Annotated in this window: 23 protein-coding genes and 1 pseudogene; 8 read left to right on the top strand and 16 right to left on the bottom strand. The window is 34.5% G+C overall.

Going from position 1 to position 20766, the window contains the following annotated elements:
* Positions 1–3 precede the first annotated feature (3 nt).
* Entirely contained in the window at positions 4–678 is a 675-nt protein-coding gene (locus F0362_RS08735; RefSeq protein WP_001145066.1) for a GntR family transcriptional regulator, read from the top strand.
* 52 nt (positions 679–730) lie between these two features.
* Here F0362_RS08735 and fbpA read toward each other — a convergent pair whose 3' ends face one another.
* Positions 731–901: a Fur-regulated basic protein FbpA gene (gene fbpA, locus F0362_RS08730; protein WP_000098300.1), complete on the bottom strand. Its 171-nt coding sequence runs from the start codon at positions 899–901 to the stop codon at positions 731–733.
* A 193-nt stretch (positions 902–1094) separates the two neighbouring features.
* Positions 1095–1994: a cation diffusion facilitator family transporter gene (locus tag F0362_RS08725; protein WP_000510056.1), complete on the bottom strand. Its 900-nt coding sequence runs from the start codon at positions 1992–1994 to the stop codon at positions 1095–1097.
* Between the two features lie 211 nt (positions 1995–2205).
* Between F0362_RS08725 and F0362_RS08720 the strand changes: the two genes are divergently transcribed.
* Positions 2206–3279 carry a WD40/YVTN/BNR-like repeat-containing protein gene (locus F0362_RS08720; RefSeq protein ID WP_000825308.1) on the top strand — a complete coding sequence of 358 codons (1074 nt, stop codon included), beginning with the start codon at positions 2206–2208 and terminating at the stop codon, positions 3277–3279.
* Positions 3280–3319: 40 nt separating this feature from the next.
* On the opposite strand, the gene F0362_RS08715 is transcribed toward F0362_RS08720, so the two are convergent.
* Positions 3320–4465 carry a DUF4179 domain-containing protein gene (locus F0362_RS08715; protein ID WP_000653162.1) on the bottom strand — a complete coding sequence of 382 codons (1146 nt, stop codon included), beginning with the start codon at positions 4463–4465 and terminating at the stop codon, positions 3320–3322.
* Positions 4462–5028: a sigma-70 family RNA polymerase sigma factor gene (locus F0362_RS08710; protein ID WP_000840025.1), complete on the bottom strand. Its 567-nt coding sequence runs from the start codon at positions 5026–5028 to the stop codon at positions 4462–4464. The genes F0362_RS08715 and F0362_RS08710 overlap by 4 nt, the downstream gene beginning before the upstream one ends.
* Positions 5029–5299: 271 nt before the next feature.
* Here F0362_RS08710 and asnB point away from each other — a divergent pair, with 271 nt between their 5' ends.
* Positions 5300–7123 (top strand): asparagine synthase (glutamine-hydrolyzing), encoded by a 1824-nt coding sequence (asnB, locus tag F0362_RS08705; protein ID WP_000333949.1) that lies wholly within the window; start codon positions 5300–5302, stop codon positions 7121–7123.
* A 45-nt stretch (positions 7124–7168) separates the two neighbouring features.
* On the opposite strand, the gene F0362_RS08700 is transcribed toward asnB, so the two are convergent.
* The gene (locus tag F0362_RS08700; RefSeq protein WP_002047737.1) at positions 7169–7996 is read right to left on the bottom strand and encodes a PP2C family serine/threonine-protein phosphatase; all 828 of its coding nucleotides are present in this window, start codon (positions 7994–7996) and stop codon (positions 7169–7171) included.
* A 124-nt stretch (positions 7997–8120) separates the two neighbouring features.
* On the opposite strand from F0362_RS08700, the gene F0362_RS08695 reads away from it, so the two are divergent.
* From F0362_RS08695 to F0362_RS08685, 3 genes are read left to right on the top strand one after another with little or no spacing between them, the layout of a single operon-like run.
* Entirely contained in the window at positions 8121–8531 is a 411-nt protein-coding gene (locus F0362_RS08695; RefSeq protein WP_000651923.1) for a MarR family winged helix-turn-helix transcriptional regulator, read from the top strand.
* Entirely contained in the window at positions 8515–8844 is a 330-nt protein-coding gene (locus tag F0362_RS08690) for a DUF3147 family protein (RefSeq protein ID WP_000545617.1), read from the top strand. The genes F0362_RS08695 and F0362_RS08690 overlap by 17 nt, the downstream gene beginning before the upstream one ends.
* The gene (locus F0362_RS08685; protein ID WP_002105430.1) at positions 8805–9737 is read left to right on the top strand and encodes an alpha/beta fold hydrolase; all 933 of its coding nucleotides are present in this window, start codon (positions 8805–8807) and stop codon (positions 9735–9737) included. Before F0362_RS08690 ends, F0362_RS08685 begins: the two co-directional genes overlap by 40 nt.
* Positions 9738–9755: 18 nt before the next feature.
* Here F0362_RS08685 and F0362_RS08680 read toward each other — a convergent pair whose 3' ends face one another.
* The 6 genes and pseudogenes from F0362_RS08680 to F0362_RS08655 all read right to left on the bottom strand — a co-directional run bounded on the left by F0362_RS08680 (position 9756) and on the right by F0362_RS08655 (position 13398).
* Positions 9756–10127, bottom strand: coding sequence for a hypothetical protein (locus F0362_RS08680; RefSeq protein WP_000461765.1), 372 nt, complete (start codon positions 10125–10127; stop codon positions 9756–9758).
* 89 nt (positions 10128–10216) lie between these two features.
* Positions 10217–10792: a histidine phosphatase family protein gene (locus tag F0362_RS08675; protein ID WP_000208273.1), complete on the bottom strand. Its 576-nt coding sequence runs from the start codon at positions 10790–10792 to the stop codon at positions 10217–10219.
* Between the two features lie 123 nt (positions 10793–10915).
* Positions 10916–12008: pseudogene (locus F0362_RS08670) on the bottom strand (serine hydrolase).
* Positions 12009–12256: 248 nt separating this feature from the next.
* Complete coding sequence (locus tag F0362_RS08665) at positions 12257–12892, bottom strand: cupin domain-containing protein (protein WP_000107762.1); 636 nt, start codon at positions 12890–12892, stop codon at positions 12257–12259.
* 162 nt (positions 12893–13054) lie between these two features.
* Entirely contained in the window at positions 13055–13216 is a 162-nt protein-coding gene (locus tag F0362_RS08660; protein ID WP_000108701.1) for a hypothetical protein, read from the bottom strand.
* A 65-nt stretch (positions 13217–13281) separates the two neighbouring features.
* Complete coding sequence (locus tag F0362_RS08655; RefSeq protein ID WP_001987133.1) at positions 13282–13398, bottom strand: hypothetical protein; 117 nt, start codon at positions 13396–13398, stop codon at positions 13282–13284.
* 41 nt (positions 13399–13439) lie between these two features.
* On the opposite strand from F0362_RS08655, the gene F0362_RS08650 reads away from it, so the two are divergent.
* Entirely contained in the window at positions 13440–13862 is a 423-nt protein-coding gene (locus F0362_RS08650) for a YfmQ family protein (RefSeq protein ID WP_000214604.1), read from the top strand.
* Between the two features lie 53 nt (positions 13863–13915).
* On the opposite strand, the gene F0362_RS08645 is transcribed toward F0362_RS08650, so the two are convergent.
* Genes F0362_RS08645 through F0362_RS08625 form a run of 5 tightly spaced genes read right to left on the bottom strand, consistent with a single transcriptional unit; the run spans position 13916 to position 19707 of the window.
* A complete protein-coding gene (locus tag F0362_RS08645) occupies positions 13916–14749 on the bottom strand; it encodes a hypothetical protein (RefSeq protein WP_149889736.1) in 834 nt (277 codons plus the stop codon).
* A 20-nt stretch (positions 14750–14769) separates the two neighbouring features.
* Complete coding sequence (locus F0362_RS08640) at positions 14770–16032, bottom strand: MBL fold metallo-hydrolase (RefSeq protein WP_033658363.1); 1263 nt, start codon at positions 16030–16032, stop codon at positions 14770–14772.
* Complete coding sequence (locus tag F0362_RS08635) at positions 16029–17699, bottom strand: ABC transporter permease (RefSeq protein WP_000248157.1); 1671 nt, start codon at positions 17697–17699, stop codon at positions 16029–16031. Before F0362_RS08635 ends, F0362_RS08640 begins: the two co-directional genes overlap by 4 nt.
* Before the next feature lie 12 nt (positions 17700–17711).
* Entirely contained in the window at positions 17712–18737 is a 1026-nt protein-coding gene (locus tag F0362_RS08630; protein ID WP_000714709.1) for an ABC transporter substrate-binding protein, read from the bottom strand.
* Positions 18715–19707, bottom strand: coding sequence for an ABC transporter ATP-binding protein (locus F0362_RS08625; RefSeq protein ID WP_000351787.1), 993 nt, complete (start codon positions 19705–19707; stop codon positions 18715–18717). The genes F0362_RS08630 and F0362_RS08625 overlap by 23 nt, the downstream gene beginning before the upstream one ends.
* A gap of 163 nt (positions 19708–19870) precedes the next feature.
* Here F0362_RS08625 and F0362_RS08620 point away from each other — a divergent pair, with 163 nt between their 5' ends.
* Positions 19871–20764: a LysR family transcriptional regulator gene (locus F0362_RS08620; protein WP_001050591.1), complete on the top strand. Its 894-nt coding sequence runs from the start codon at positions 19871–19873 to the stop codon at positions 20762–20764.
* Positions 20765–20766: the final 2 nt, after the last annotated feature.

Here is a 20766-nt window from a genome sequence, read left to right as displayed (position 1 = left end):
TTTATGCCTGTCCCTCAAAATTATAAAAAACCTGGAAGAGTTTCCGCAAAGTCACTCGTTTTAACCCAACTACAAGATTGGATTATAGAAGGTGTATTACAACCAGATGAAAAAATTAATGATGGGGAATTGGCGGAAGCACTAGGTGTAAGCAGAACACCAGTTAGAGAAGCTTTACAAATTTTAGAGCTTTCTGGGCTAGTAGAAATGATTCCCGGTCAAAAAACGAAAATTGCTCCTATTAAATTAGAAGACGTATCTATCATTTATGAGACGCTGGCCGGTCTTCACTCAATTATAGGAAAACAAGCACTTCAAAAAGTTACAGATGCTGATATTAAACTACTTTCCGAGATAAATGATACTTTTCAACAATCTATACATGAAAAAGATTCAAAAAAAGCTTTAAAACTAGATATACAATTTCACAATACAATTACTTCTATTGCTAAAAACCGATATATTGAACCTTTTCTAGAAAATATGCAGCTTCACGTTTTACGACTTGAATATTTGTTTTTCCAAAACTTTGTGCCTGCAAGTCAATCTATTAAAGAACATCACTCTATCATTCAAGCACTTCAAAAGCAGGACGAAAAACAAATGGAACAAATGATGGCTCAAAACTGGCTCCGTCCCATGAAAGAAATACAAAAAATGATTTCTATGAAAGAATAAAAAAGCTGGTTACACAAAAGTGTAACCAGCTCCCTCTTTACTAATCTATATGCTATGCCTGAATATTCGCGTAATCTTCAATATCTTCGTACTCTTTTTCCAATTCCTCTAAAGATAGCTCGTATAATTGTCTGTCGCGAATCTTAAACACCCCTGCTCCAATTAACTCATCAATTAAATGCCTCTTACGATTTTCAACAGCAAAACGGAGTTGACTACTCATCTTTTAAAAAACTCCTTTCTACGATCATTGAAAATGATAATCTTTATCAATTACCACTTTTGATTATAAAAGATGATTCTTAATAAGTAAAGTAATCTTATGAAATATTTACCTTACAAAGTATTTGTGGCCACATTATATATATGTATGCCCTGCGAAAAATGTTATGACACTTTTTCTGATCCTTTTTCTTTCATACTTTGCAAGTTGTCTCGCTATGATAAAACTCACCTTCCATTTCTACTTGGATGGTGACATGTTCTACATGAAACTTCTCCTTTAATACATCCGTAGCCTCTTTTAATACACTTTGCGTTTCATTACCTTTTATAATTAGGTGGCAAGTTAATACTTGAAAATCCGATGTGACAGACCATATGTGCAAATCATGAACTTCTTTTACAATCGCAATCGTTAATAATGTATTTTTCACCTCATCCATATCTATGTGCTGCGGTGCACCTTCCATTAATATATGGACTGTATCACGTGTTACACGCCACCCACTAATAACGACTAAAATAGACACAAGAATACTAGCAATTGCGTCTGCAACATTCCATCCGAAAAATTTAATAAGTAACGCAGCAATAATCGCTCCAACTGACCCTAATAGATCACCTAGTACGTGTAAGAAAGCACTTCTTAAGTTCAAATTACCTTTCACATCTCCGCCTCTCATTAATATCCAAGCTGATAAAATATTAATAAGCAAACCAAGTACAGCAATAATGAGCATCCCATTACTAGCAATCTCAACTGGTTCTTTAAAACGACGAATTGCTTCAATAAAAATGTATATAGAAATGACGATAAGAACGACACCGTTACATAATGCCGCTAACATTTCGACGCGCTTATACCCGTATGTTTTTGCAGTCGTCGCTACTTTTTCTCCAAGCTTAAACGCAAGTAAACTTAAAGCCAAGGATACTGCATCACTTAACATATGCCCCGCGTCAGATAATAGTGCTAAACTATTTGTTACAAATCCGCCAATAACTTCAGCAACCATAAAGCTTGTTGTTAGTAAGAATGCAAGTAGTAACGCCTTTTTATTTTTAGAATGCCCGTGATCATGTGAATGTCCCATACTTATACTCCTTTAAGTGCCATACCTGTATGTTAGTATGAAACAAACTCCCCATCTTTATCCCGAATTGACCGCCCGTAAACCCCGCTTCCTCTGTATACACACTTCGCTACTTTTTAAACAATCCCTTTTTCTCAAATAAAAACAAGACTACTTCTTTTTTATTTTCATATTGTTTACTATTGAAAGAAATTTTAAGGAGGTTACGAAAATGAAACGTTTATTTCTCTGTATGGAGCGTGAACTTGTTGTAGTGAAAGAACAAGATGGTAACTACGAAACGACTTGTCACTTGCAAAATATGCAACCTACCTGTATTGCCGTTGATCCGTTCCAACAAAATCGTATATATTGCGGAACATTTGGACGAGGTTTATGGTTAAGCGACGATGGCGGAGATTCGTGGAGACCAATTGGGGATTCCTATCGCTACTTTGATTTCCCTAAAGAAGATGGTATTTTACACTCCTCTATCACTTCTATAACGATAAGCCCTAATGAACAAGTTAACGAATATGGAGTCGTTTATGTAGGGACTGAACCGAGCGCTTTATTCCGTTCAGAAAACGGTGGTGAAACGTGGACGGAACTTAAAAATATGAAATCATTATTATCTTCTTATACGTGGGCTTTCCCGCCTAGACCTTTTACCCATCACGTACGCTGGATCACAGTTGATCCAAACAATCCAAATACAATTCACGTTTCAATCGAAGCTGGTGCTGTTATTCAAAGTAACGATAAAGGGCATACATGGATTGATAAAAAATTCGGTGCTCCTATCGACGCCCATCAATTACTCATGCACCCCGAAGCCCCCAATCGCCTTTATGCATCATGTGGTGACGGATTTATGGGCGGACCTGATCGTGCCTATCTTGAAAGTTATAACAGTGGAAACAGCTGGATCTCATGTAGTGAAGGACTTGAGCATCATTATTTATACAGCATGGCTATCGATCCAGCTGATTGCGATACTGTTCTCGTTTCTGCTGCGCCAAGTGCCGATCTCGCTCATCACCGTATTCCTTATGAATCTTATATATATCGAAAAACGAAAGATACTCCTTTTGAGCAAGTACAGCAAGGACTACCGTCTGCAATCGGTACAGTCATTTCGATGTTTGCGACAAATCCAGCAGAACCACATACGTTTTACACTTTAAATAACAATGGCGTCTTTCAATCCAATGATAGCGGCGAATCGTGGGAACAACTAAACATTCCGTGGAAAGATGAGTATAAAACGCAGCATCCGCATGCTTTACTCATAACTAGTTTTTAACGAAAAAGAGACTGCCTAATGTTTTTAGGCAGTCTCTCTTTTATTTCTTTAAATCAATTACAATATCATCTAACACAATACCCTTATTGCCTCCCAGTTTTCGAGACACGAAACTCTCCTTTACTTGTCCTCCAACTATTGTTACCGAACCATAATTTTCAGGAGTGTGAATTCTTAAATTAACGTGAGGCGTTATTATTAGCTTGGTTGCATTCTCATTGAGTTGTTGGAATGTTTTACTCCAATTAAAATTATAAGAATTCTCACCTGAGCCTCCATTTCCTTCCCCAGAATACTGATTACCTAAATCATCCCTCACTTCTAAATCGATATCCACTCCATCCCATACACCCCTTATTTCTTGAGATACTTCTTGATTGTAGTATAAAATAAACGACATTGGTGTTATTTCCATTCTCTCCATATTTACTTTTACACCATCTTTTTCTGTACTACCTCTAATCAATTGCTCCTTATTTTCTATTCCTCTTAGATTAATATTAAAATTCCAATCCCCTTTTATCGTTTCTTCTGTTTCTAAAATGTCTATACTTTTTATACTCCATTCAATGTTCACTGTAGTTTCTTTACTACTAACTAGATCGCTGCTTGTTTTTATTAAACCTGTATATTTTCTATCAGCGACTTTAGTAATTTCATTGCTTCCTGATTGGGCACCTGCTCCTTTAATAGTTAAAAAATCCAATGTACTTGGATTTTTGCCTAAATCTCTGTTACTTTCTATAGAGTAGTTTATTGATACTGTCTTCCCATCGAAAATCGCATCATTTACCGTTATCTTAATTCCATTGCTTTCTTTTATCATATTTAGTACTATAGCGTATTGTTTATAATTATTATGAAGCTCCGCCGTCTTCTCTACGTCAGCTTTATAATTTTCATATAACCCTGTTCTACCATTATCTAAAAATCGGAATATGTCCCCTACTATTGGTAGTCCTCCAGCGTATGTAGGAAATCCGATGCCAAGCATGGCAACCGATACGCCGACTAAAATAGATGCTGCAGCAACACCTTTTTTCCAACCTTTCATCTTTTTCTTCGTACGTATCGACTGTTTTAAGTTACGCTTCACTTTTTCTTTTTCAATTTCAGAAGTCCCAATTTCCTCAAGTTCTTTTTCATCTATATCAATATCATTTAATAGTTCATAAATATCTTTCATATTGCACTACCTCCAAAACTAATATTCGTAGCATTTTGTTGTAGTTTCTTTTTCCCACGGTACACGCGATTATCGATCGCTGCCCGAGTTAACCCTAACTTGTCTCCTATTTCTTCTGTCTTCATACCGAGAAGATATTTCATAATGAATACTTTTTGATCTAACGGTTCCAATTGATTAATAAGATTCAATAATTCTTCCCTATCTTCCATAACGATTAATTCGTCTTCTGCCGATTTTTTGGTACTAATATGAAACTCATCTGAAATGATTTCTACTTTTTTATTCGCTTTTCGGTAATAATCAATTGCTTTAAACTTTGCAATTGCCGCAATCCATTTTTTAAAGTCACTCGGCTCTCCATGAAATTTATTTGCGTTATTCCAAATGGAAAGAAATATATCATTTATGCATTCCTCCATCAATCCATCATTTTGAACTGGAAGAAGAACTTTATGCGTGATCCCCTTTATGAGTGGTAAGTATGTATCAACAACAAATTCTAAGGCATCTTCTTTTTGCCGCTGTAATCTTTTTATAAAATTTTTCTCATTTGATTTCATGTAGCGATTCCCCTTATTTTTTTGTAAAAGCTTTTACACCCTATATAACGTCCTGAAAAATGTTTTCTCTCATCTTTTTTATTATTTTTTTATGTAATGGAATACTTTTCCTCAGCCATTGTCTCATATAACTTTGCATTTGAAGAAAATTTTCTCAAGTCTACAGTTTAATTCATGTAGTACACTATTTATGTAGTCGTTCTTTAACTTAGTGTACATTTTATTTTGTTAATCTACTTTTAATTATTTTAAATTAGGAGATGAGATGTGTATGTGTGGAATTACAGGCTGGGTAGATTGGAAGAAGGACCTTTCCAATGAACATGTTGTTTTAGAAAAGATGGCGAATAGCATTGAGCATCGTGGTCCGGATGCTGAAGGATTTTGGTTTTCACCTAGAGCGGCTTTTGCACACCGGCGATTAATTGTAATTGATCCAGAAGGCGGGACACAACCAAAAACATTCCGTGCTGGTGATTATACGTATGCTCTTACTTATAATGGAGAAATTTATAATTTCCGTGAGCTGAGAGAGCAACTTCAAAAATGTGGACATGCATTTGAAACTCATTCAGATACAGAAGTGTTACTACATGCTTATTTAGAATGGAAAGAAGACTGCGTACAACATTTAAATGGAATTTTCGCTTTCGCCTTATGGGATGATCAGAAACAACAATTATTTTTAGCACGCGATCATTTAGGTGTAAAACCACTTTTTTATACAGAAAGAAATGACAGTATTATTTTCGGTTCTGAAATTAAAGCATTATTAGCGCATCCATCTGTCCCTGCTGAAATTGATGCGGATGGAATAAATGAAATATTTGGATTAGGGTTATTTCGAACTCCAGGATGTGGTGTGTTTAAGCATATTCAAGAAGTACGTGCTGGACATTCTATAACATTTACACGTGATAAAAAAGTAGTTACGAAGTATTGGAACTTAGAAAGTAAGATCCATACAGACTCTATAGAAGATACATCTTCTCATATTTTATCTATTTTACAAGATACAGTAAAAAGACAATTAATTGCCGATGTTCCACTCGTTTGTATGTTATCAGGCGGATTAGATTCTAGTGGTATTACTGCACTTGCGGGGAAAGAATTTGCAGAGGAACACAAAACACTTCACACATATTCAATCGACTTTTTAAATAGCGCGAAAGATTTCGAACTGACATTTGCTCGAACTGGTCTAGATGCTCCTTGGGTAAAACGTGTTTCTGAACATGTAGGGACGTCGCATCATGACATTATTGTGAATGCTGAAGAATTAGCAAATCACTTATTCGTTCCCCTTCATGCGAAAGACTTACCAAGTGCAGGCGAAATGGAAACTTCACTATATTTACTATTTTGCGAAATGAAAAAAGATGCAACTGTAGCTTTATCCGGGGAATCTGCCGATGAAGTATTCGGTGGGTATCCTTGGTTTCATCAAGAAGAACTATTATATGTAGATAAGTTTCCATGGTTAACAAACTGGAAAAACACATCTTCTCTATTATTAAACGACGTATCAAAGCAATGTAATCCTGAGCATTATATTCATACACGATTCCATGAAGCTGTTCTTGAAGTACCTACTCTTAAAGGGGAAAGTAAAAAATCCGCGAAACAACGCCAAATGTTTTATTTATTTTTAACGAGATTTCTCCCGTTCTTACTTGATCGTAAAGACCGTATGAGTATGGCTGTAGGATTTGAAGTTCGTGTACCGTTTTGTGATTATAGATTAGTTGAATATTTATGGAACGTTCCTTTCAACATAAAAAGTATTGATAATATTGAAAAAGGCATTTTACGTAGAGCACTAAAACCAGCTTTACCTGACGATATACGAAATAGAAGAAAAAGCGCTTATCCAACTTCACAAGACCCACACTACTTACAAACAATTCGTAATTTAACACTTGATATGTGTAGTAATAAAAACAATCCTATTTTCTCACTCATTAACCATTCCATTCTACTTTCAATTGCTAATCAAAGTAATAAAGAGATTAACACTTTTGAAGCGAGGAGTGCTATGGAGTATATGCTACAAGTAAATGAATGGTTGAAAACGTATCATATTCATATTGCTTAACAAAAAGGAGTTCAAGGACAACAAACCTTGAACTCCTTTTTGTTATTAATTAGCGCATTGTTTATTTTCAGTATCGATAGACCATCCGATAATCGTGGCACAATCTCTACCTTTCCACTGCAGTACATTTGTTAATACCGGCTCAATTTGTAAGCTATTTCCGTCGTGTAATATTTCTACTAAAGATTGATCATCATCAAACCTTCGTTTATCACACTCTAAAATACCGTCCGTTGCCATTACAATGTGATTCGTACCTTTTTCTAATCCCCTCACACCTGAAGTAAAACAAGGTGTATTTGCTGCGAAAATATTTTTCCTGCCAATATATTCGTAATTCTTCCGTTTATTTAATCGTCCTTTTCCATTCTTCGTTTGCTCAGAATGGAATAAGTATGCGAAACAATCACCAACTGATAGCCAATATAAGAACTCGCCTTTTCGCAAACAAATTAAACATGCAAGTTCTTCATCATTTTGATCACATTTTTCAATAAATAACTCATCTGTGAATAACGCTAATAAGTACATATGTGTATGATGAAAAGCTAAATGTATTGGGTATGAAAATAATTCTTTTAGTTTCTCTTTTCTTTCTGAAATTGCTTCTATTATATAATGGATATTTTTCGTTTTATGATGTGTATCAAAAATCATAACAAATTCAAATTGTAATTCAGGATCCCACCAAGCAAGCACCGCATCTCCTCTTTCATATGCATCACTTTCTTGGTTTCCACCGTATACGCCGACTGAAAGAGGACCACATTTTTCAACATGTATTTCATCTACATACATCTGTTCATGACTAATCCATTTAAATGTATTCACAGCTATCATCCTCTCTCTTGCTAAATGTATACCTTTACACATAGATTACCTTATATTTCAATAAAAATAAACTTTTTCAATATTTTTTATCCAAATAAAAGGATTTTATTTCTACATTAACGAATATATCTTATTAAACGATATAAAAATAGGGGGATTTATTATTATGAAAGACATCAATCAACATTGGGAGAGCATTTATTATCACTTACGATGTGAATATGAGGACAACCTTTCCCACCAAGCAATTCGTATTTTACAAATCGTTTCCCGTGAGAAAAATATAACAATTGGAAAAGTTGCTTCTGAGCTTAGTCTCTCTCATAACACAGCATCTGAACACGTAAAGCGCCTTATTCAAAAGGATTTCCTCCTTAAAGAGAGAAATAAACAAGATGAAAGGGTCGTAAATCTTACATTAACAACCGAAGGAATGGAAGTATTAGAAAAGCATACTTTACTAGATAAAGAAAAGATAAAAATATTAGAATCACAGTTATCAAAAGAAGAACAACAATTAATTGAAAAAGCCTTTTCTTTATTAGCGAAGGAGGCAAAATATGCATTTCCTCGTTAAAGTTATCGTTTCGGCACTTATTATCGGTATCATTACTGAAGTCGCTAAACATTATAGTACGATAGGCGGCTTTATCGCTGCCCTTCCTCTTGTAAGTTTACTTAGTCTATTTTGGATTTCTTTCGAAGGCGGTAACAAACAAGAATTGAGTCAATTTGCTTTAGGTGTATTATATGGATTTCCTGCATCAGCACTACTACTATTTATCGTCTATATTAGTTTAAAAAATTCATTTGCACTTAGTACATCTGTCCTACTCGGTATAGGTGCTTGGTGTATCGTTTTTGCTTGCCAAAAATTATTTCAAACTTAGGAGGAATTATTATTCATAAATTTGTAGAGATATTGGGACAAAATATAGAAGTATATATAAAAGGAAGTAGTAAACAAACTATAGTCATTCAAACTGGAATGACTTGCTCCTTTTATGATTGGCTTCCCATTATGAAAAAGCTTTCCGAGCACTTTACAGTCGTTTCATACCATCGCCCAGGTTACGGAAAAAGTGAGTTGGGAATGTATCCGCGTACTACGATACAAGTAGCAAAAGAACTACATATGTTACTAGACAAACTATATATTCATGAGCCAATCATTCTAATCGGTCATTCCTATGGAGGATTATGTGCACAACATTTTACGATGTTACATGAAGATAGGCTACAAGCACTTCTTTTAGTTGATTCTACTTCCATAAACTTACACCGATTAGACGAACTTCATTTACCGATTTCTGATCAAACTGATTCTGATGATATGTGGCTTCAAAAATATAATACGTACTCCAAAATGGATGTCGACACACTTTATAATGAACAAAAACCTATGCTCGTCAACAAACCAAAACATTATATAGAATTCTCCACATCACCCTCATTATATAAAGCGACGGTTTCTGAACTATCCAAGTGGAAAAACTGTGCTCGTTCAATAAAAGAGCTAGATATAATATTAGAAATACCATTAATCGTTATCGGTAGAGATCCTCATTATTCTATTACTCAAATGATTGAGGGCGGCATGCCAAAAGAGGAAGCAACACAACTTGAATCGACGTGGCAAAAACTAATTCGTGAACAATTTCACCTCTCTATAAACAGTCAATATATTCTAGCTGAACATGCTAGTCACGGAATAGAAAATGATCGACCAGATATTATCATTGAAGCTATTCACTCATTACACACAAAAAAAGGAAGCAACTAAAGCTGCTTCCTTACTTATCTATTCATAATCTTCTTCATCATCAATTTCTTCGTAATACGAATACCCATTGCTTACATATATAGGACCATTCGCAACATCAATACGTAGTACCCATGCCCATGGCACAGCTAAACGTTTATGTAATGCTCGCCAAAAGTTCATCGATTTTCTTTCATACTCCTGGAACTCCTGAAGTAACTCTTTATAGGAGGAACCGTCTAACTGAATATTTGCTTCTAACAAACGAGAATGGGCACAGTACTGTAACTCTAGCTCAGCAGCAATTTCCATTTCTTCTTCCGTTGCCATACCAATAATTGTTCCATCTGCTGGTGCAATTTCATATACGTTGTGAACTTCAATAAGCCCTTCTTTCTCTTTCTCAAACATGTAAACAGCCTCCTTTAACATATATTTTTTATGTTACAAAGTCATACTTCTACAATAACTTCTCTCTTTCCTCTTTTTTTGATAAACTTTTACAAAATATTTATCCGATGACCTGCTTCCTCTATTCTTTCAGCAGAAATGAAACGATTATTATCAAAAGTTAATTTGTACACGTCAGGCATTTGAATTGTTTTCCAAAACTGAAAATCATATTTCGAATCAAAATAATTCATAAGTAACACCATAATATTCCCATGAGTACCTATTACAATATTCTTCCCTTTATATTTTTCCAATATATTTTGCATGCATAATATAGCACGCTTTTGTGCTACATCATTTGATTCTCCGCCTTCATATGCAAAAGTCCAATCTTCCCACACATTCTCAATGGCATCATTAAAATCTTCTAGTGGCTCTGAACTTAATAACCTTTCCCGTAAATCTTCTTCTATTTGTATCGATACATTATATGTATTCGCAATTCCTTGTACAGTTTGAATTGCTCTTTTGTACGGGCTAGAGATCACAACATCAATATGTCCATCTTTTAATAAGCGTGTTACATTTTCTGCATCACAGTGTCCCTTTTCAGATAAAGGCCGTTCACGTTCTTCTTTTGTATATGTTGAGTGGGCATGGCGAACGAAATATATTGTCGTCATTTTTCAACTTCCTTTCTTATTTTCAATCTATATTCAATGGCATAATTAGAAAATCCTGTATCATTTATAGAAAAGAGTGCTTTTTAAAAAGCACTCTTTTGTTTACATAATAAAATTATTTCATTATAATTTATTTCTAAATTCCTTACTTGTTATAAAATCTTGAATAAAATAATCTATGTTATTTCTAAGTTTTTGATATGCAACTTGATCATCTATATCGTTAAACATAATTACAACTTCCACCTTATTGCCGTTTTTATCCGTAGTATACAAACTTTTTGTCAATACGAATGCGGTAGAACCACCCTTTTGTCCAGCATATTCAAACTTACTATTTTTAACTGTTCCGTTAAAAACATTCTCAATTTCATCTTGCATTGATTTTGGAAAATAATTTCTACTATTTATTTTCCCCATTATACTCATATAATCTTTAGCGTTTGCACCACTAATCGATCTGACCAAATTCGCTGAAATTCCATATCTACCTTTAATGGGATATCCCGTTTTTTCCATTCTTCTTCATCTTTCATCCATTCATGTATTTGTAACACATGTTTATTATACTCATCCTTTGACATGTTACGTATCGTTTCTAAAGATTGATTTTCTGGCTCATGAAGCTCTTTTTCTACATACCCTCTCATATATAGTGAAGCAGTATACGAAGAGAACTTGTCATGACTAGTAAGCTCTAACTCTTTTATACTTTCATTTACTCTTTCTATTCCAAGCTTTTCTAACAAATATGTTGTATTTGCATTCGAACTATAATGAATCATCCCTTTAGCGACTTCTTCCAAAGCGATTTGTCCATTTTTCACTAACTCTCTCGCTTTAGCATCTTCTAACCAGTTAGGATGCGCTCCACCATCAGTGTTTTTAACGTAATATTTTTCTAGCTCCTGCAATGAAATTTGTTCATCTCGACTTATTTTCCCTTCTGATACTTGCTTAGCAAATTCAACTGCTATTACGATTTTCGCCGTACTCGCCAATGGTAATTTTTTATTTGCATTTATAGAAGTTAATACTTCTCCATTTCTTTTAATAAATAATGAACATGTTTCATCGTCTTTATGTTCTTTTATGTACTTTAATACGTAATCAGGATCTTCTTTTGACAAATAGTACTTCTCATAATGACAAAGAAAGCTATAACAGCTACTAGAATCACTCCTGCAACAATTCCTATAATCTTAAATATGTTCACAATATACCCCCTCTAATAAAGTGAAACTATAATCAGTGGGGTTCTTCATCCCCCACTGATTATTAGTTAAACCAATCGACGTTTACGGGCAGCCCGACTCTCACCTAACATCTTCGCTCCAGCCGAATTTTAAGGTGGGAGTTTTACTGCCCGTTAATGCCAGATACATTCCCTTCTATATAATTATTATAACGAATTTAATTACAAAATTATACAAAACAGAATAACTCTTCCTAAAAAAGAAAGAGTTACTCTATTTCACATGAAGTTATTTGTCCATTTAACGTAACGACTATATTTGAGTCGTCACTTTCTTTAACATCTTTTAGCCGTTTGGAGTTAGGTGGACCAATTACAACTGACTCCTTAATTGGCGAAAGGTCCTTCTCTAATTTCTCTGCACTTACACCGTATGCAGCTTGAAATACTTCTGGTGGTGTTAATCTAAGTATGTCTGATCCTTCTGCTGTTTCAAACTGATCGTTATTGAAGAACAAATGTAATTGTACTTCTTCTGTTATGGCTGTGATCCAATGCCACCATCCCATTGGAATAAAGACTGTTTGCCCCGCTTTTACATGATAATTTTGCAATTGATTCGTTTCAGGATTTAAAATGGATGTAACTGCTTCTCCTGATACAACAACATCTAATTCCCATGCATTCGGATGCCAATGCGGTTCTCGCATATGTCCCTTCGTCATAAATAAATCAACAAATGCTCCTCCAATCATTGCTGGTAACTGCGTTGAAGTAACTTCATATGCAACGTTTTTCTCATCCCTTTTAAAAAAGACATTTTTTCTTGAATCAAAGAAAAGGTTTGGAGTTCCTGAGCTTTTCTTTAAATTTTTATTATCTGGAACATAACCTGACGTACTCATATCATCCCTCTTTTCCGCTCCTAACATTTTGTACTTAACGATGTATCGTATGGAAAAAATAGATGATATGTGCCTATTCAGCACATAATAAAAAAACATGCTTTCATTAGGAAAACATGTTTTGTGATAGCCTTCACATTGTTTAGTTAAATAATAACTCTTTTACTTACCATGATGTAACATTAAATCACTAAGTTCTTCTTCAATGTGATTTAATTTCGCAACGCCTTCTTTCCATTTATGAATATAACGTGAAACTCCAACGAAAAATAAAACAATAATTGTAGAAAGAATAATACCATACACGATTGCTACAGTACTCATAGTTACACTTCCTTATAATTAGTAATGTGGTTATTAGTTATATTTTTATTATAAACCTTTTTCTTTTAAAATACTTCGATTTCAACTTTTTGTAACAAAATTGATTTTTCTAACATTTCGTTCGTAAAAATGGCATATTTTTCACAAATTATACAAAACTTCACCATATGTACTATTACCATATGAGTTATATTATTAAATAGAATAAAGGGGATGATATACTATGACGACTTGGTTTATTGTAATGTTAGTTGTATTTGGGGCATTTAAAATTATCGTTTCTAGCCTTCCTAACACTGTTATTGAATCCATTATTAGCAAGTACGAAACACATCCACAACTTGAAGAAGAGAATGTGACTGTTACTATTAATGGGAAGAGCGTAGAAGACGAAAAAAAGTCTCAAATCATTCATGATTTTAATGAAGGTTTATTTTTAGATCGCTATTATGCACCGCCTCACAATGAAGGCACTCCTTTAATTATTAATGCAAAACGTGGCAAAAAGGATTTTACATTTTATATTTATAGTCACGAGGAGCATGTTGATGTTGTAAAACAACATAAAAAGAAGGTAGTTGCTTATAGTTTACGCTCTAAAAATCTTCAAAATAGTGATATGTTCGTGTCAGCTGACTTAGCTTAATACTCATATATTAGAAAAAGGAATCCACGAAATATGGATTCCTTTTTTCTCATTTACTGAAAAATAAGCTCTGTCTTCAAACTATCTTTCGGTAACAACCATCCTTTTTTCTCTATACTCGCCATTAATAATTCTCTTTGTTTTGTCGCAATAATTTCCTCATTTGTTTTAAACGACACTTCTATTACGAAGTCATCTTCTATCTTCCCAGTATTACTTAATGGCCAAATTTCAATATTCGTTTTTATATTTTCAAATTCACCTGTATACCGTTTCATTAATACAGGACCGTATATGTGAGAATCCCTTAACATCTCTTCTCCCCAATTCTTATACAACCATTTGTTCATTTTCCCTGGTAACTTTTCTATTAACATATTTTGAGAAGCATGTTCATTTGGTAAATCAAGTACCCCATATCCTTTAGCACTGTAACTTTTCTTATTTGAAATACTTAACGTTTTCTTCCCAAATCCCCAATCTACTTCCGCCTCATAACTATCAGTTTTACTATCAAATCCTTCTTTTTTAGCTACTTCTAGTGCATCTTGAATTACACCATTTTGAATAGGATATCTTTTTTTATATGTTAGCTCAAAATCTTTACTAAATTCTTTCTTTCGAATTCTCGCAAACCAACCTTCGTTACTTAAACTTTTATTCGCCGTATCTAAAAATTGCACTTGTATTCTTTCATAATTTGTACCAACCTGGAAATGTTCTAGTACCTCTTGCTTCATCTCTTTGTTATAACCTAATACTTGTTCTGGCTTTAATAATAACTTCACTTCAAAACTAGGTTTCATTGGACTAGCAGCAAACCCTTCCATCACGTTATAAAGGAAACAACAAAAGAAAATGCTTACGAATACAAATACTTTTTTCATATACCTATCCCCTTTACATTTTAAATGACTTCTATACGTTCCATTGCAAGTGAATATATATTTTCATATCCTGCTGTACTTAGCTTTTGTTGTAATCGATCCGTATCCTCTTTATGAGCGTGCACTAACAAAGTATGTTCCGGTAATAATATATTTAACATGGCCTTAACATCACCCATACTTTGATGAACCTTATACGGAACTCGATTCACCCTACATGTATTCCTTACATGCTCTTTCATAACTTTTTCTGCAAAACTCTCTTTCGCAATATGTCCTGTAAAAATAATGGAATTCCGTTCTTCATGCCGAAGTTGTTCATAGTATAACTGTGCGCGTTTCGTTTGCATATTCGCATCACTCATTACAACTATTCCGTAACTATTTTGTATACTAATGTCATGATCCATAACGATTATGTTTCTTTTTAAACTCTCCATAACCCATTGAAGTTCTTCATTATTTCTTATCCAATCTTTATATAGGAACATCTCTTCAAATCCAGCCAAAATTTCTTTATCTACTATAAGCGGAAATTCTTTATATCGTTCATATAAATACAATACTATATCTTGCGCCCTACCAAGTTGCGGCAGCGGTAGTAATGCTATTCCTTTATTTTTCATAACTCGTTCAATTTCTGCACATAGATCATCTAATCTTTCATTTTGCGAAACATCATCAGTATGGTAAGCGGCATCTACAATTGCAATTTTTATATTGCTTCGCAACTTCTCAGGTAAATTAGCTCGTAGTATATTAGATTCTGCGGAATAATCACCAGAATAAAATACGTATGTATTACACATATCCACTAAAAACCAAACCGCTCCTAATACATGCCCACTATACCCCCATTGAAACCGCAATGTAGGAGTAATCTGTATCCATTCATTTGGATTACTAATCTCATCAATACATACATAATTTAAATCTTTTATATTTTGATCGTTATAAGGTACATTCCACCCTTGCGAAAGATTGTAGTTTCTCCATTTTTCAAAATAAGCTGGAAGTTGTTCCTTTGTATAACGAGTTGTCCAAATTTTTTTCTTATATCCATACTTCGCTAATAAAGGTAAACCCATCGTATGATCTTCATGAATATGCGATAAAAATACCGCCTCTAAAAATGGAACGACTTCTCTTTCTATTTTTGGATAACTATCTTCATACGATCGATTAATACCACAATCAAATACGATTTTTGTCTCTTTATTTTTTACAAAATAGCAGGAACGACCGTACTCTCCTGCTCCTCCCCATACTTCTACCCTCATCATGCGACCCCTTTTCTTTTTTGCTCCATATGTTGCAGAAGTAATAAGCATAGTGTTGTAAGTCCAACAGAAACAACTGCCATCGCCATTCCTATAGATACTTCCCCCTGTTCAAATTGAGCAAAAATAAACGTTGCTGACGTTTCTACTGATGGAGGTAATACGAGAAGCGATGCTACTAACTCTCGTATTGAAATCGTAAATGTCATCGCCCATCCAGCGAGAATGCCAGGAATAATAAGAGGCAATATTATTTTCCTAAAAATATAAATATAATTCCCGGAAAAAATACTTCCTGCCTGCACAAGAGAGTCATCAATTTGTCCGAGCGATGATTTTACATACTGCACTGTATAAGGTAAAAAAAGAACAACATACGTTACGATAACCATAACAGGTGTATTGTAAATGGACATAGGCATATATGGTGAATTCCAAAATAAAATAAGACCTACAACCATCACTATTCCTGGTACCATATTCGGTAACATACCGCACATATCAAGCCATTTTTCAGAAGACTTCTTCCCCTTTCGAATCATAAGTGCTAAAAAGACTCCAATCATTACAGCAACAACCGCTGTTACGAGCGAAAAAAGAAAACTGTTCCATAAAGCTTCTAATCCTGGAGAACCCATTGTAAACAATGCTTCATAATGACTTATTGTAAAGTTATTTACATGTAATCCACCACCTCTTAATTTCGACAATGAAGCAATTAGTATAGAAAAGTATGGGATACCAATTGATACGATTAGCAAACTAATCACATAAACCCATGCTACAACGCGCGCAAATATAGACAAAGTATACCTTTTAGATTTCACACCTTTTCCACTAACCATTGCATATGAATACTTTCGATTCAATACATTTTGCATATACCAAATGAGCATACATGCACTAAGTAATAAAGAAGATAATGCTGTTGCACTACTAAAATCAATCGGCCAACTCGAAATAAATTTATGGATTTCTGATGTTAACACGTGGAATCCTATTCTACGCCCAAATGTAGCTGGTGTTCCAAATTCAGCAATCGTCTTTACGAAAATGAGTAAAGCACCCATGACATAGCTTGATACTAATAACGGCAATATTATTTTTCGTAAACGATAGAAAAAGCTCCCACCATGAACTGCTGCCGCTTCTTCTTTACTACTCCCAATCTGAAGTAACGTGTTTTTCAACATGAAATAAAGGAATGGGAATAAATGCAGACTCATAATTAAGACCATACCTCCTAAACTAAAAAACGATGATGAAATCGTCTTTAGCATCGGAAAAAATTGTTCAAAATAGCCCTTAGGTTGCATGAACAAAATCCATCCCATCGATCCGATATAAGGCGGGGTCATAAATGGAATCATAAAAACAATATCTAACTTACTATACTTTCCTACATCTGTTTTACTCATAATGAACGCCAATGGAAATGCAAATATTGTAGCTCCTATTACAACGAGTACACCTAGCAGCATCGAATTCAGAAAAATCCCAGCTAATCCGCCACTCTGCATGACTTCAAAAGGCTTTAAAAAATTCCAACTGCTATTTTCATATACACTAGAAAATAAAATGAGAAAAAGCGGAATGACGATTAACATCGCCACAAGTAACAACGCTACTGTCATTCCAACTTGTCTTACTGACACGAATCGATTTACCATGTAATCACCATCTTATTGAAATACTTTCTTAAATTGTTTTCCTATTGCATCTTGTTCTTTCTCAACTGTTTTCCAGTCAATATGTAATACTGGAATCTCTTCTACATTCGGTCTATTTTCAGCTTTTATATCTTTTCTACCTGGCAATAAATACGCTTTAGAAACTTGTTTTTGTACATCATCTGATAATAAATAATCAATAAACTCTTTTGCACCTTCTACATTTTTACTACCCTTCATAATGCCTGCTGCACGTGGACTAATAACTGTTCCGCTTTTTGGATATACGATATCAACCGGTTCACCCTTAGCTTTTGCACTGTACGTCATATAATCAACACCCGCAATTACCATATCTTTCGCACCTGTTACAACTGGGTCTAACGCTTCTTGGTTTGCCCCCGCTACTGTACCTTCATTTTTCTTAAGTTGTTCAAATAATTTCCATCCATCTTGTCCATTCTTTTTCACATATCCTGTTACAAAGTCTAAAGCTGAACCTGAAAGTGCTGGATCTGGAAGATTCACTTTTCCTTTCCATTCTCCTTTCGTTATATCGCTCCAATCTTCAGGTGCTGTTTTCACATTTTTTGTGTTGTACACAATTCCTAATGCGGAAGCACTATATCCGAAATAATGTCCTTTATCATCTGACCATTCAGAACGTAGCTTATCAGCTTGTTTCGCTTCTTTATAAGGTAACGTTTGACCATCTTTCTTTAGTCCTTCCATCGCTGGTAAAGAAGCGAGTACGACAACGTCAACGACTGGATTTTTCTTTTCAGCTTCCATTCTCGCTAAAATCTTACCTGTTGTTCCTTGAAACATTTCCACTTTTATACCGGTTTTCTTTTCAAAGTCCTTTTGAATTTTTTCTGCTAATCCTTTCGGTCCTGCACTATATACAACAATTTTCTTTTCATTAGAATTTTTATTTTTTGCATCTGCACTACCTGTCTTTGAACTACAACCTGTTACTACAGCTGAAAATAGTAAAGTACATACAAATAAAGACTTAAGCGAACTGAATTTCTTCATACGACTCTCCCCCTATATGATGAATACATTTTTTTGGTACATATAACGATACCGGTTTACCGACGCTTAGCTTACTATTGTGATAAGCTGTCCATACACCGAGTGTCCCCATGTTTACTTTCACTTCATAACGTTCTCCTACATATGTAACGTGCTGAATTTCACCTGTATACGTATCGCACACTTCATTTTTTGCCCAGTTCACGTGCTCTGGACGAACCATTTGTTTATTCTCTACAAGCCAATTTGCCTTACCAACAAACTTTGCAACAAATTCATGAGACGGCTTCACATAAATATCTTCTGGCGTTCCTTTTTGTAATACTTCTCCTTGTTTCATGACAATAATTTGATCTGACATTGACATAGCTTCCGTTTGATCATGCGTTACATACAATGCCGTTAAGCCAATAGAATGAACGATATCCATAAGCTCTAAGCGCATTTCTTCACGCAAAATTGCATCGAGTGCACTAAGCGGTTCATCAAACAAAATAAAATGAGGTTTTGTTACAATTGCTCTAGCAAATGCAACACGTTGCTGCTGTCCACCAGAAAGTTCGTGTGGATATCTTTTCTCCATACCTTGCAGGCGAACTCGTTTTATCGCATCTTCTACCTTTTCTCGTAAATGATTCGTTTGCTTTGTAGCCCTTAATCCAAATGCAACATTTTCAAACACAGTCATATGCGGCCATAAAGCAAAATCTTGAAATACCATACCGATATTCCGTTCATAAGGAGATGTTTTTATTTTTTTCGCACCAGAATACATACACTTATCTCCAAAATATATTTCACCTTTATCCGGCTCTTCAAGCCCTGCAATCATTCTAAGTAAAGTCGTTTTTCCGCATCCAGAAGGTCCTAAAAGTGTGGTGAATTCCCCTTGTTTCATGACAATTTGCAGTGGTTTTAACGCCTGTGTTTGTCCAAATGTCTTTTCTAATCCGTGAATTTTAATATCCATTGTTTCACCTCTCTCCCCTCATTCTTAACCTGCTTTCATTCTATATGGAGGATTTATACTGAATGTTAATGTACTGTAAAGATTAAATTAAAAAACTTCTAATAAACTATTTATTTCTATAGATTTTTTCTATAGTTAAAATAAAAAAGGCGGGCAATTCATAATGAATCTCTTAAAATTAGAAATTGTAGTGCTTATTAAGAAATACAAAAAGCTTACGATTGTTGCAGAAAAACTTGGCGTGAAACAACCTACTATTACATTTCATATAAAAAGCTTAGAAGAGGAACTCGGTATGTCTTTATTTGAATTACGTTCCGGAAGGTATTTCTTAACAGAGGCTGGCGAGGCATTGCATCATTATGCTTGTAAAATAGATGCACTTATGAAAGAAGCTAGGCGGGTCACACAAGAGTTTAAAGATTTTCATAAAGGTGCTATAACAATCGGTGCTAGTTATGTACCAGCGACTTATCTTTTACCAGAAGTTGTTCACCAATTTCAATGCGAATTTCCTAATATAAAAATAACACTCATGGTAAAACCAGCTCCTGAAATTCGAATCATGCTACAAAATCATGAAATTGATCTCGGAGTAATTTCTGCTGCACCATTTGATGAACCACTTTTAAAACAAACGAATGTAATGCCTGATACACTTGTTCTCGCTTTTTCCAAAGAACATCATTTTGCTAAAAAGACAAATGTATCATTACAAGATATCGAAAAAGAACGTATATTATTGCATCGTAATCCATCTACAACGAGAGATTTACTTACACAATGGACACTAGCACATAACATCACATTCCAATCTGAAATTGAACTAGATTCATTAGAAACGATGAAACAAATTTTAAAATACGGGAATGGCGTCGCTTTTATTTCTAAACTTGCTATTGAACAAGAAATACAGCGAAATGAGCTATGCTATATACCAATTCCAAGATTTGAATTTCAGCGTAACATTTATACGATTCATCATGAGGACAGATGGAATTCTAAAATCATTTCTTTTTTACTACATAGCATCATTTCTTTCGCAGCCAAAAATTAAAA

Origin of the sequence: Bacillus sp. BS98, from assembly GCF_008432245.1 — a bacterium.
Classification (GTDB): Bacteria; Bacillota; Bacilli; order Bacillales; family Bacillaceae_G; genus Bacillus_A; species Bacillus_A toyonensis.
Note: the sequence above shows the minus strand (reverse complement) of the source record. Positions and strands in the feature narration are given on the sequence as shown.